Here is a 12,373-nt window from a genome sequence, read left to right on the forward strand (position 1 = left end):
CGCCAAAGTAGGCGTCGACAACAATGCTGTCAACGACAACAATGGTGACGATGACAACAAGGATGGCAGTGCCCACAAAGGTGGCAGCGGCTACAAAGCTGACAGCGACTACATCGGGATACGATGGCACCCATGTCGCAAAGCCGCCCCTACCATCACGGAGACCTGCGCGCCGCCCTGCTCGCCAGTGCGGAGCGCACCCTGCGCGAGAAGGGCGCCGCCGCCCTGTCCCTGCGCGAACTGGCCCGCGACATCGGCGTCAGCCACGCCGCCCCCGGCCGGCACTTCAAGGACAAGCAGGCCCTGCTGGACGCGCTCGCGCTCAGCGGGTTCGAGCGGCTGAACCAGAGCCTGGCCGCGGCCGATCTCGCCAACGCCCCCCTCGAACCGCGCCTCACGCTGCTCACCCGGGCCTATCTCGCCTTCACCGTCGAGAACCCCGAGCTGCTGGAGCTGATGTACGCCCGCAAGCACGACCCGGACATCGACAGCCGGCTCGCCGACGCGGTCGCACTCTCCATGGGCTCCTTCGTCCAGCTGATCGCCGACGCACAGCAGCGCGGCGAGATCGTCGGGGGAGACCCGGAGCGCCTCACCCTCTTCGCCGCGTCCTCCATCCACGGTCTGGCCGCCCTGGTCGCCAACTGCACACTTCCGCCGGACGAGGCGCTGGCCGGCCTGGACGAACACGTCCGTCTCCTGCTGCACGGCCTGAATCCCCGCTGACACCGGATCAGCCGGCCCCGCAGGCAGCTCGGTACGCCCCTCAATGCGCCGTCAACGCGCATTGCGGCGCCACCCGTTCGGCCCTCCAGGTCAATCGAACCCCAACTTCCGGCCATCCGGCCCCCAATGATCCGTAAGCCCTTGCCGCGCTTGAGTAACGCGGAAGTCAGGATTCCGAAACCCATCTTGTTGTCGCGTACCCAACAAGGCGATGGTCGTCGCGGGCCGCCGCCCCCACCGGAAACCACACCGGTGGTCCCCCCACCCGCAGGCCTCTGTCCCCTCTTCCAGGAGGCTGTACGTTGCGTACGACCACCCCCAACACCCCCCACATACGCGGCAGATGGCGCCAGATCGGCACCGCCTTCGCGGCCACCGCAGCCCTCGCCGTCGCAGGCCTCGGCACCGCCGCCCACGCGAGCGCGGCCACCGCGACGGCCACCACGACCCACAAGGTCAGCACCAAGGCCATCGCCGCCCAGGTCGCCAAGGCCCACGTCCGGTACGAGAAGGCCGACTGCGGCGCCACCCCGAAGAAGGGCTACGCCGCGTGCAACGCCCTCCGGGTCACCGGCGGCACCACCGCCTTCATGGAGAAGCAGGCCGCCCTCAAGGGCATCGCGCCGAAGACCGTCAAGCCGAACGCCGCATCCGACTCCCCCACCGGATACGGCCCCTCGGACATCCAGTCGGCCTACGGCCTGGCCTCCGCGGCCTCCTCCAACGGCTCGGGCGAGACCGTCGCGATCGTCGACGCGTACGACGACCCGAACGCCGAGGAAGACCTGGCCACGTACCGCTCGTACTACGGCCTGTCGGACTGCACCACCGACAACGGCTGCTTCACCAAGGTCTCCCAGACCGGCTCCACCACCTCGCTCCCCTCCGCCGACAGCGGCTGGGCCGGTGAGGAGTCGCTCGACCTCGACATGGTCAGCGCGACCTGCCCGAACTGCAACATCCTGCTGGTCGAGGCGAAGTCCGCGAGCGACGCCAACCTGGGCACCGCGGTGAACGAGGCCGTCAAGCTCGGCGCCAAGTTCGTCTCCAACAGCTACGGCGGCTCGGAGTCCTCCTCCGACACGTCGTACGACACCTCGTACTACAAGCACGCGGGCGTGGCCATCACGGCCAGCGCCGGTGACGAGGGCTACGGCGCCGAGTACCCGGCCGCCTCCCGGTACGTGACCGCCGTCGGCGGCACCAGCCTGTCCACCTCCTCCAACAGCCGCGGCTGGACCGAGAGCGTCTGGGACACCAGCTCTTCGGAGGGCACCGGCTCCGGCTGCTCCTCCTACGACGCCAAGCCCAGCTGGCAGACCGACACGGGCTGCTCGAAGCGCATGATCGCCGACGTCTCCGCGGTCGCCGACCCGGCCACGGGAGTCTCCGTCTACGACTCCTACGGCTCCGACGGCACCGGCTGGAACACCTACGGCGGCACCAGCGCCTCCTCGCCGCTCATCGCCTCGGTCTACGCCCTGGCCGGCACCCCGGGCAGCAGCACCTACCCGGCCGAGGACCCGTACAACGCGGCCGGCACCTCGGCCCTCAACGACGTGACGAGCGGCAGCAACGGCTCCTGCTCCACCGCGTACTTCTGCACCGCCGAGTCCGGCTACGACGGCCCGACCGGCTGGGGCACCCCCGAGGGGACCGACGCCTTCACCGGCTGAGCCCTTCGCAGATTGACCTCCCCGTCGGGTCACGGGGAGCCGCCACCGTGAGGGGGACGTGGGGTCCCCTCGGCGGCAGGGAAAGAGAGACGGGCCACGGCAGCCGGCCGTGGCCCGTTTTTCGTTCCCCACCGTTTTTCGCACCTTGGCAACTCCCTTGAATTACCTGTGAGTCGGGTCAAGCACCCGCCACCCACAAGACAACGGACGGCCATCGACAGGTCACGCGAAGCCCCTGTTCGGCAATGCGGAAGTCAGGATTCCCGTCACCTCTTGTTGTCGCGTACTCAACAAAGGATTCTCTTCGCGGGCCGCAGCCCGACCGCCGGGGAACCCGTACCGGCGACAACGCACCAGTTCGCACCCGCACTGCCCCTGTTCGTACTGTTCCACCCCATTCAGGAACATCAGGAGGCTGCACGTATGCGTTCCACTCCCCCCAACAGACCGTCCATCCGCGGTGGCTGGCGCCGTATCGGCACCGCAGCGGCGGCCACGGCCGCACTGCTCCTCGCCGGCTTCGGCACCGCCGTCCAGGCCGACGCGGCCGCCACTGCGTCCGGCAAGGTGACCTACGTCGCCACTCCCTGTGCCACCCCCAAGCACACGGGCGACCTCACCTGCAAGTCCTACCGCGTCACCGGCGGTCTCACCGCCTTCCAGAAGATGCAGGCCGCGAAGACGGGCATCACCCCCAAGGCAGCCGACGCCTCCACCCCGTCCGGCTACAGCCCGACCAACCTCCTGTCGGCCTACGGCCTGACCTCCGCCGCCGCCTCCAACGGCTCCGGTGAGACGATCGCGATCGTCGACGCGTACAACGACCCGAACGCCGAGTCGGACCTCGCGACCTACCGCTCGTACTACGGCCTGTCCGCCTGCACCACGGCCAACGGCTGCTTCAAGAAGGTCAGCCAGACCGGCTCCACCACCTCGCTGCCCTCCTCCGACGCCGGCTGGTCCGAGGAGATCTCCCTCGACCTCGACATGGCGTCCGCGATCTGCCCGCTGTGCAACATCACGCTCGTCGAGGCCACCAGCGCCAGCTACGCCAACCTCGGCACCGCGGAGAACGAGGCCGTCGCCCTCGGCGCCAAGTTCGTCTCCAACAGCTACGGCGGCTCCGAGTCCTCCTCCCAGACGTCGTACGACACCTCGTACTACAAGCACGCCGGCGTCGCCATCACCGTCTCCGCCGGCGACAGCGGCTACGGCGCCGAGTACCCGGCGACCTCCCAGTACGTGACCGCGGTGGGCGGCACCAAGCTCTCCACCTCCACCAGCACCCGCGGCTGGACCGAGTCCGTCTGGCGCACCTCCAGCTCCGAGGGCACCGGCTCCGGCTGCTCCTCCTACGACGCCAAGCCGAGCTGGCAGACCGACACCGGCTGCACCAAGCGCATGGAGTCCGACGTCTCCGCGGTCGCCGACCCGGCCACCGGCGTCTCCGTCTACGACTCCTACGGCGTCACGGCCGGCTGGTACACCTTCGGCGGCACCAGCGTCTCCGCGCCGATCATCGCCGGCGTCTACGCCCTGGCCGGCACCCCGGCGAGCGGCACCTACCCGGCGCAGTACCCCTACGACTACGCGGGCACCTCGTCCCTCAACGACGTGACGAGCGGCTACAACGGCTCCTGCTCGACCGCGTACTTCTGCACCGCCGAGACCGGCTACGACGGTCCGACCGGCTGGGGTACACCGGAAGGCACCGCGGCCTTCGCCAACTAGTCCGGCGCACACCTCCCACCACGGGTCGCGGCAACCAGCCGCGGCCCGTTCGTCATGAGAACATCATCACGGTGACGTTCACCCGACTGGTCGTCAAAAACCCCACCAGGACATAAAAGAGGTCAACGACGGAACCACACGACAGGTTCCGCTCCGGCCTCATTGCCCGGCGTGACCTGCCGTGATACACAGAGTGACCGTACGAGCCCTTCGTACGAAACCTGCCAATCAATGACGTCAAGTCGACATACTCCGGCGACGTTGTCGGCGAGAATGATGCGTGACCTCTGCACACGGCAGGGGTGAAGAGAACTACCCACCAGGGGCGGTGACTTACGTGTTCTATGCGGCCGACAAGGGAGACATCAACACCATCATCGGCGGGATCGCTCCGGACTGGGGCCCCTTCGGCAGCCTGGGCAACGAGGCGAAGACGATGATCCAGGTGGTCATGGCCGTGGCCATCCTGATCTGCCTCGGCATCGCCGTCTGGGGAGCCGCCAAACAGCGCATCGGCGCCACGGCCCTCCGGGACACGTTCAGTGCCGAACAGGGCAAGGGCCTGATCATCGCCGGCCTGACCGGAGTCTTCATCATCGGCTCACTCGGCACCCTGTTCACCATCGTGTACGGCATGGCCGTCTAGCGACCTGAACCTCCCTCTCCCCCGCTCCGAGGTTGCGTTTCCCTGATGTCGAGTCATAACACCGCGCCCGCGCGGGAACCAGCACGGCTACCGTCGTACTCCTACGCGTTCCGGTACGACGTGGAGGGGGAGTACCCGGCATGAGCCTCGGAGACGAGCCCGGTTACCAGGAGACCGGCCACACCCGCACGCGCCTGCCCGAGGGCGACCCCTACGGCGGCGCGTCCCGCCGCGGCGGCCGCTCCTCGTCCCGGAGCCTGGTCACGGTCGTCGGCGTGGTCGTCCTTCTCATCGCGGCGATCGCGTTCGCGAACAGAGGCGACGGCAACGACTCGTCGTCGACGACGGCCAACGGGAACGGCGGCGGAAGCGCCGACCAGCCGACGACCTCGTCAACGGCGGCGAGCGGAACGAAGCCGGTGGAGACGAAGAGCGGGGGCATCCCGACCGGGTTCGCGCACAGTGCGCAGGGGGCACAGAGCGCGGCGGCCAACTACGCGGTGACGCTGGGCTCGACGGGGATGTTCAACAAGGACAGCCGGCACCGGATCGTCAACGGCCTCTACACGTCGGCCGCGGCGGCCAAGCTCCAGAACGCCATGGACTCGGCGTACTCGACGAGCTTCCTCAGCACGCTCGGCCTCGACGCCAACGGCAACGCTCCCAAGGGCAGCACCTTCGTGTCCCGCACGGTCCCGGTGGGCACCAAGGCCGAGCAGTACGGCGACAGCAGCGCCGAGATCTCCGTCTGGTACATGGGGCTCATCGGCATGTCGGGCAGCTCCTCGACCAACCCCGTGACCACCACCTGGAAGACCTGGACCTTCGACCTCCAGTGGTCCGGCAGCGACTGGAAGATCAGCACGGACACCCAGAAGGACGGTCCGGCGCCGGTTCCCGGCGACGACCAGGCCGCCACCTCCGATGCCATCAGCAAGGCCGTCGAGCAGTACGGAGGGTTCACTTATGCCCGGTAGCCCGCGCCGCCTACTCAAGGTCACCGCGATGGTGACCGCCGTACAGACAGCCGTCGTACTGCTGGCCACCCATGCCGTGGCGGCGCCGTCGCCGTCCGCCACCACCTCGGCCTCGCCCTCTCCCAGCCCATCGCCCAGCAACAGCGCCTGCAGCCTGCTGACCGGCCCGGCCAAGGATCTCTGCGACAAGGACCACGGCAGCGCGGGCGGAACCACCACCGACCCCCTCACCTCCACCCTCGACCCGCTCTCCTCCCTCGCGCAGGGCTGTGCCAAGGCCGCCTCCTGGACCGTCGACAAGCTCAGTACGGCCGTCAAGGAGACCGCCAACGTCGACTTCACCAACCAGAAGTTCCTCCAGCAGTACGCCGTCGTCTTCGCCGCGTCGACGATCCTGACCCTCCTGCTCTGGCTGCTGGCCGTGGCCAAGCGCGCGGTGCGAGGCGTCCCCCTCACCACCGCCATCTCGGAAGCCGTCGGGTTCCTCTGGCTGACCGTCCTGGCCTCCGCCTTCACCCCCCTGATCCTCTACACGGTCGTCTCGGCCACGGACGGCGTCACCGACGTCCTCGCGAAGACCACCGGCGACCAGACGGACACGTTCTTCGGCACCTTCTCCGGCGCCCTCAACAAGGGCGACAACATCGGCGGCGGCCCGATCATGCTGATCGTCGTCTCCCTGGTGAGCATCCTCGCCGCCGGCGTCCTCTGGCTGGAGCTCGTCATCAGGGCCGCCCTGCTCTACGTCGGCGCCCTCCTCGGCACCGTCGTCTACGCCGGCCTCGTCGACAAGAACCTGTGGGGCCACGTCCGCCGCTGGGCGGGCATCATGATCGCGGTGATCCTCGTCAAACCGGTCATCGTGATAGTGCTCGGCCTCGCCGGCGCCCTGTCCTCCGACGGCGGCCCCGACTCCTTCTCCGCCGTCGTCTCCGGCCTCGCCATCATCCTGCTCGCCATCTTCGCCAGCGCGATGATCTACCGCTTCGTCCCCGGCTTCGGCGACGAGATCGCGGCCGGCCGCAACAACCGCATCATGCAGGGCGCCGAGGGCAAGGCCGCGGCCGTCATCAGCAGCCCCGCCAACCTCGTCGCCCAGGGCATCAGGACGCACAGCGCCCGCGCCGACAACAACGGCGGCGGGGGCGGCGGGGGCGCCGCCTCCGGTCCCCGCCCGTCCAACCCGGCCTCGGGCGGCGTCGCCGCGCACAGCACGCGCACCTCGAACGGTGGTGGCGGCGGATCTGTCCCCTCCGCCGCACCCGCACCCCGCGCGCCCAGCCCGGCGAACAGCCCGCACGCCGGCAACACCCGCAACAACAGCTCGGGAGGTGAAGGGCGTTGACGACCGAGTCCCATCTGTCCCATCCGATCACGCCCCGCCGTACGTATCTCATCGGCCGCGCCCGGCCGAACGCGATCGTCGGACGGAACCGTGAGTCCGGCGAGATCGGCCTGATCATCGTCGGCGCGTTCCTCGGCATGATGTGCGGGCTCCTCGTCCCGATCCTCTCCCTGCGCATCGTGCTGCTCATGGGCTTCCCGCTGCTCGCGCTCGCGGCGGTCTACGTGCCGTACAAGCGCCGTACGTTCTACAAGTGGTTCGAGATCAACCGCAGTTACAAGAGGACGCTCAGGGCGGGCACCGTCTACCGCTCCACCGCCGCCGAGGCCGGCACCCGCATCGACGGCCGCGAGGTCGAGATCGGCCCCCCGCCCGGCATCGGCCGCATCAGCTGGCTCGCCGCACCCTTCGGCCCCGACGAGATCGCCGTGCTCCTCCACGCGGACCGCAAGACCGTCACCGCCGCCATCGAGATCGAGGGCCCCGGCGTCGGCCTGCGCGACTCCGAGGACCAGGAAGCCCTCGTCGACCGCTTCGGCACCCTCCTCAAGCACGTGGCGAACGGCGACGGCTTCGTCACCCGCCTCCAGATGCTCGCCCGCACCCTCCCCGCCGACCCCGACGCCCACGCCAAGGACGTCAGCCAGCGCGGCGACGAGAAGGCCCCCGACTGGCTGGCCCGTTCCTACGACCAACTCCAGTCCATGGTCTCCACCAGCAGCGAGCAGCACCGCGCGTACCTCGTCGCCTGTATGCACTACTCGCGCGAACTGGCCGCCGAGGCCCACGCCATGGCCCGCGCGGCCCGCCCCCAGGCCGGTCGCAAGCTGGACCGCGACTCCGGTCTGGCCGTCGTCATGGCCCGCGAGCTCACCGACATCTGCTCCCGCCTCCAGGAGGCGGACATCCGGGTACGACAGCCGCTCGGCCAGGGCCGTCTCGCCTCGCTCATCCACTCCATGTACGACCCGGACCACCCCATCGACCATCTCCAGGCGATGACCCAGCGCAACGCCTGGCCGGCCGAACTGGACGCCATGGAGCCGACGTTCCTCCAGGCCAAGACCCGGGAGTCCAGCACCCGCGAGCCCTGGTGCCACGCCACGGCCTGGGTGAAGGAGTGGCCGATGACCCCGGTCGGCGTCAACTTCCTGGCGCCCCTCCTGGTCCACACCCCGGACGTCATCCGCACGGTCGCCGTCACCATGGACCTCGAACCCACCGAGGTCGCCATCGAGCGCATGCTGACCGAGAAGACGAACGACGAGGCCGAGGCCTCCCGTGCCGCCAAGATGAACCGGACCGTCGACCCCCGCGACATCGCCGCCCACAACCGCCTCGACCAGCGCGGCGAGGACCTGGCCAGCGGCGCGGCCGGCGTCAACCTGGTCGGTTACATCACGGTCTCCTCCCGCTCCCCGGAGGCCCTCAACCGCGACAAGCGCACGATAAGGGCGTCCGCCGGAAAGTCGTATCTGAAACTGGAGTGGTGCGACCGCGAGCACCACCGCGCCTTCGTGAACACACTTCCCTTCGCCACCGGAATCCGAAGGTAGAGGCTGATGCGCTGATGAGGGACCCGCTGTCCGTCCTCACCGAAGCCTTCACGTCCTTCCTCTTCGGGAAGGTCGAGACGACCCGCTCACCCGTCCGCACCTCCACCGGCCAGGCCCAGGCGGTCTACCTCCCCACGGCCGCCCCCGGCCTGGGCGACTCGGGCGTGATCATCGGCCGCGAGGTCTACTCCGGCAAGGGGTACATCTACGACCCCTTCCAGCTCTACGGCCAGCAGCTCCCGGCCCCGCACTGGCTCGTCCTCGGCGAGTCCGGCAACGGCAAGTCGGCCCTGGAGAAGACCTACGTCCTCCGGCAGCTGCGCTTCCGCGACCGCCAGGTCGTCGTCCTGGACGCGCAGGGCGAGGACGGCGTCGGCGAGTGGAACCTCATCGCGGAAGAGCTGGGGATAACACCCATCCGCCTGGACCCGATGGCCGCCCTGGACCACGGCATCCGGCTGAACCCCCTGGACCCGGCGATCACGACCACCGGCCAGCTGGCGCTGCTGCGGACCATCATCGAGGTCGCGATGGGCCACGGCCTCGACGAACGCTCCGGCTTCGCCCTCAAGGTCGCGCACGCGTACGTCAACGAGACGATCCTCGACCGCCAACCCGTCCTGACGGACATCGTCGAGCAGCTGCGGCACCCCGAGCCGGAGTCGGCCGAGGCGATGAACGTCGCCATAGACGACGTACGCGCGTGGGGCCTGGACGTGGCGCTGGTCATCGACCGCCTGGTCGACGGTGACCTGCGCGGCATGTTCGACGGCCCGACGACGGTGGGCATCGACCTCGACGCCCCCCTCATCGTCTTCGACCTCTCCCACATCGACCGCAACTCCATCGCCATGCCCATCCTGATGGCGATCGTCGGCGTGTGGCTGGAGCACACCTGGATCCGCCCGGACCGCAAGAAGCGCATCTTCCTGGTGGAAGAGGCCTGGCACATCATCGCCAGCCCCTTCGTGGCCCAGCTGTTCCAGCGGCTGCTGAAGTTCGGCCGGCGGCTCGGTCTGTCCTTCGTGGCGGTCGTCCACCACCTGTCCGACGTCGTGGACGGCGCGGCGGCCAAGGAGGCGGCGGCGATCCTGAAGATGGCGTCGACAAGGACGATCTACGCCCAGAAGGCGGACGAGGCGCGGGCCACGGGCCGGGTGCTGGGCCTGCCCAGGTGGGCCGTGGAGATCATCCCCACCCTCACCCCGGGTATCGCGGTCTGGGACGTCAACGGCAATGTCCAGGTGGTCAAACACCTGGTCACCGAGACCGAACGCCCCCTCGTCTTCACAGACCGCGCGATGACCGAGTCGTCCGCCGACCTGTCCGACGCCGACGACGCCCTGCGCGCCGCCGAGCTGGAGGCGGAGCAGCGGGCCGCGGCCTTCGTGGAGCAGCACCTCGGCGACTCCGAATCGACGGTGGCGTAGGGAGGACCGTTCGTGAGACCGGACCCTCGGCGGGAACGCGAGCAGCAGGGCGGCGGCGGGATTCCCGACGGCCTGCTCATCGGCATGCTCGGGTTCCTGCTCGGCATCACCGTCCTGGTGTGGACGGCGACGGGACTGGCGGCCTGGTTCGCCCAGGGCAGCTGGCCGTCGACGGTCAACCTCTCCCACACCCCGTCGGCGATGCGCCACCTCATCGGGGAGCCGCACGACATCACAGGCGCGTGGCCGGACACCCCGGCGTCCCAACTGTCGGGGTGGGGGCTGTTCTGGGGCCTGTTCATCGGGCAGCTGATGGTTCTGCTCGTCCTCACCGTGTTCGTCCTGGGGACGGTGGCCCGGTGGCGGGCGGGCCGCCGCAGAAGACGGGCGGCCGCGGCCGGCCACGGTACGGCGGCGACCGGAAGGGCGACGGCCGGGGTACCGGAGCCGCGCATGGAGACGGAAGCCGAGCGGGCGGTGCCGGAGACGCCCGGTCCGAACGCTCCGGCCGGTGCGGGCGGTCCGGCCGTCCCGGCGACCGGCGTCGAGTTCATCGCCCCCGCGCAGAACGGCAGCCCGGCCCATCCCTTCCCCAACGGTGAACCGGTGGGCAGCTGGACCTGGACCAAGCTCCATATCGCCCCCGGGGACAGCCGCCGGGCAACCGCGACCCAGGCCATCCGCGACGCGGCCGGCCCCGCCCTCGTCGTCACCTCGAACCCCGCCCTCTGGTCGGAGACGAAGGACGCCAGAGCCAAGCTCGGCCCCGTCCTCCTCTACGACCCGAACCACCTCTGCGACACCCCCGCCCGCTTCCACTGGTCCCCCACGGCGGGCTGCCAGGACAAGCAGACGGCGATCCTCCGCGCCCGGGCCCTTCTCACCCCCGTGAAGCCCACGGCGAAGATCGACCAAGCGGTCACCGACACGGCCGAGACCCTCCTGCGCAGCTATCTGCACGCCGCCGCCCTGGAGAACCGCACGATCCGCCATGTCCACCGCTGGGCCCAGGGCACCGGCATCCAGGACGCCGTACGCACCCTCCGTACCCACCCGAAGGCGGCCCCCGGCTCGGCCGGCGAACTCGAGGCCGCGCTCACCTCGCACCCCGAACGCCGGGACATCGCCCAGGAACTGACGGCCAGGGCCCTCGCCGCCCTGTTCACGGTCAACATCCGCGAGGCCTGCACACCCAACCGATCCGATGCCCTCGCCCTGGATTCCTTCATCGACGAAGGGGGCACGCTTTATGTGGTCGGTGAATCCATCGAGGACCCCAGGACCAATCCCGGCGCGATGCCCCTCCTGACGGCCCTCGCCTCAAGCGTGGTCGAGCACGGCCGGCGCGTGGCCGAACGGTCATCCTCCGGTCGGCTCGACCCACCACTGACCCTGGTCCTGGACGACGTCGCCGCCGTGGCCCCGCTCCCCCAGCTCCCCGACCTGCTCGCCACGGGCACCGACCAGGGCCTGCCGACCCTCGCCCTGCTCCGCTCCCACGAACAGGCCCGCTCCCGCTGGCCGCACCGGGAACTGCCGGTCTAGGACGGCCACTCCAGCACGAACTCGACCTCGTTCTCCGCCTCGTCCCCCTGGCCGAGCGGCACGATCACCCCGCTCGGCACGAACCCGGCCTTGCGGTACGCCCCCTGGGCCCGCGCGTTCTCCTCGTGCACCAGCAACCGCACCCGCTCCGCGCCCTGTTCCCGCGCCCAGGCCACCCCGGCGTCGAACAACACCTTGAGGATTCCGCGCCCACGGTGCTCGGGCCGGACGAACACCCCGACGACATGCCCCTGCCGGCGCTCGACCGGAAGCCCGGCCCAGTCCGTCGCACCGGCCTCCTCCACGAGGACGGTCAGACTCCCGACCCACTCCCCGTCCGCCGCCTTCGCGATGAACTGCCGCGCACCGCTCGGCTCCTCGGCCGACCGCGCCGCCCGCTCCTGGTAGAAGGAATCCGGCCGGGCCAGGGCATCCTCGTAGGTCTCCAGGAAGGCGATACCCGCCACCGGGTCCTGCAGGGCGACGAGCCGAAGCCGCTTCACCGCCTCCCACTCATCGGCCCGTATCGCACGCGTCACGTAGTCACCACTGGTCGTCGCCGTCATGCGGCCACGGTAGCCACCCGGATCGCACGCCTCAACGCAAAAAACCCCCGCATCGATCGATGCGGGGGTTTTTCCAATATTTGTTCGGCGGCGTCCTACTCTCCCACAGGGTCCCCCCTGCAGTACCATCGGCGCTGTGAGGCTTAGCTTCCGGGTTCGGAATGTAACCGGGCGT

10 protein-coding genes and 1 rRNA gene are annotated in these 12,373 nt (G+C 69.6%); 9 read left to right on the top strand and 2 right to left on the bottom strand.

The features are described 5' to 3' along the window. Nucleotides 1–123: 123 nt before the first annotated feature. The 9 genes from AB0D85_RS26715 (at nucleotide 124) to AB0D85_RS26755 (ending at nucleotide 11,632) form a co-directional block, all read left to right on the top strand. Entirely contained in the window at nucleotides 124–726 is a 603-nt protein-coding gene (locus tag AB0D85_RS26715; protein WP_362324998.1) for a TetR/AcrR family transcriptional regulator, read from the top strand. A gap of 302 nt (nucleotides 727–1,028) precedes the next feature. Next, nucleotides 1,029–2,402 carry a S53 family peptidase gene (locus tag AB0D85_RS26720; protein ID WP_362325001.1) on the top strand — a complete coding sequence of 458 codons (1,374 nt, stop codon included), beginning with the start codon at nucleotides 1,029–1,031 and terminating at the stop codon, nucleotides 2,400–2,402. A gap of 423 nt (nucleotides 2,403–2,825) precedes the next feature. Next, a complete protein-coding gene (locus AB0D85_RS26725) occupies nucleotides 2,826–4,133 on the top strand; it encodes a S53 family peptidase (RefSeq protein ID WP_362325004.1) in 1,308 nt (435 codons plus the stop codon). A gap of 337 nt (nucleotides 4,134–4,470) precedes the next feature. Then, nucleotides 4,471–4,779 carry a hypothetical protein gene (locus AB0D85_RS26730; RefSeq protein ID WP_046732870.1) on the top strand — a complete coding sequence of 103 codons (309 nt, stop codon included), beginning with the start codon at nucleotides 4,471–4,473 and terminating at the stop codon, nucleotides 4,777–4,779. A gap of 140 nt (nucleotides 4,780–4,919) precedes the next feature. After that, the gene (locus tag AB0D85_RS26735; RefSeq protein ID WP_362325008.1) at nucleotides 4,920–5,756 is read left to right on the top strand and encodes a hypothetical protein; all 837 of its coding nucleotides are present in this window, start codon (nucleotides 4,920–4,922) and stop codon (nucleotides 5,754–5,756) included. After that, entirely contained in the window at nucleotides 5,746–7,101 is a 1,356-nt protein-coding gene (locus AB0D85_RS26740) for a hypothetical protein (RefSeq protein ID WP_362325012.1), read from the top strand. Before AB0D85_RS26735 ends, AB0D85_RS26740 begins: the two co-directional genes overlap by 11 nt. After that, on the top strand, nucleotides 7,098–8,657 hold the full coding sequence (locus AB0D85_RS26745) for an SCO6880 family protein (RefSeq protein WP_362325015.1): 1,560 nt from the start codon (nucleotides 7,098–7,100) through the stop codon (nucleotides 8,655–8,657). The genes AB0D85_RS26740 and AB0D85_RS26745 overlap by 4 nt, the downstream gene beginning before the upstream one ends. Nucleotides 8,658–8,671: 14 nt before the next feature. Continuing rightward, nucleotides 8,672–10,087 (top strand): ATP-binding protein, encoded by a 1,416-nt coding sequence (locus tag AB0D85_RS26750; RefSeq protein WP_362325018.1) that lies wholly within the window; start codon nucleotides 8,672–8,674, stop codon nucleotides 10,085–10,087. A 12-nt stretch (nucleotides 10,088–10,099) separates the two neighbouring features. Further along, nucleotides 10,100–11,632, top strand: a complete 1,533-nt coding sequence (locus AB0D85_RS26755; RefSeq protein WP_362325021.1) for a type IV secretory system conjugative DNA transfer family protein — start codon at nucleotides 10,100–10,102, stop codon at nucleotides 11,630–11,632. Here AB0D85_RS26755 and AB0D85_RS26760 read toward each other — a convergent pair. Continuing rightward, nucleotides 11,629–12,198 (bottom strand): GNAT family N-acetyltransferase, encoded by a 570-nt coding sequence (locus AB0D85_RS26760; protein ID WP_362325024.1) that lies wholly within the window; start codon nucleotides 12,196–12,198, stop codon nucleotides 11,629–11,631. The genes AB0D85_RS26755 and AB0D85_RS26760 overlap by 4 nt on opposite strands. An 82-nt stretch (nucleotides 12,199–12,280) precedes the next feature. After that, a 5S ribosomal RNA gene (gene rrf / locus AB0D85_RS26765) occupies nucleotides 12,281–12,373 on the bottom strand; the annotation flags it as partial.

Origin of the sequence: Streptomyces sp. NPDC048277 (genome assembly GCF_040652235.1) — a bacterium.
GTDB lineage: Bacteria > Actinomycetota > Actinomycetes > Streptomycetales > Streptomycetaceae > Streptomyces.

What these genes read in the sequence shown, in the direction of transcription:
- AB0D85_RS26715 (WP_362324998.1), top strand. Translation starts at nt 124, where the DNA reads ATGGCACCCATGTCGCAAAGCCGCCCCTACCATCACGGAGACCTGCGC.
- AB0D85_RS26725 (WP_362325004.1), top strand. Translation starts at nt 2,826, where the DNA reads ATGCGTTCCACTCCCCCCAACAGACCGTCCATCCGCGGTGGCTGGCGC.
- AB0D85_RS26735 (WP_362325008.1), top strand. Translation starts at nt 4,920, where the DNA reads ATGAGCCTCGGAGACGAGCCCGGTTACCAGGAGACCGGCCACACCCGC.
- AB0D85_RS26750 (WP_362325018.1), top strand. Translation starts at nt 8,672, where the DNA reads ATGAGGGACCCGCTGTCCGTCCTCACCGAAGCCTTCACGTCCTTCCTC.
- AB0D85_RS26760 (WP_362325024.1), bottom strand. Translation starts at nt 12,198, where the DNA reads ATGACGGCGACGACCAGTGGTGACTACGTGACGCGTGCGATACGGGCC.
- AB0D85_RS26740 (WP_362325012.1), top strand. Translation starts at nt 5,746, where the DNA reads ATGCCCGGTAGCCCGCGCCGCCTACTCAAGGTCACCGCGATGGTGACC.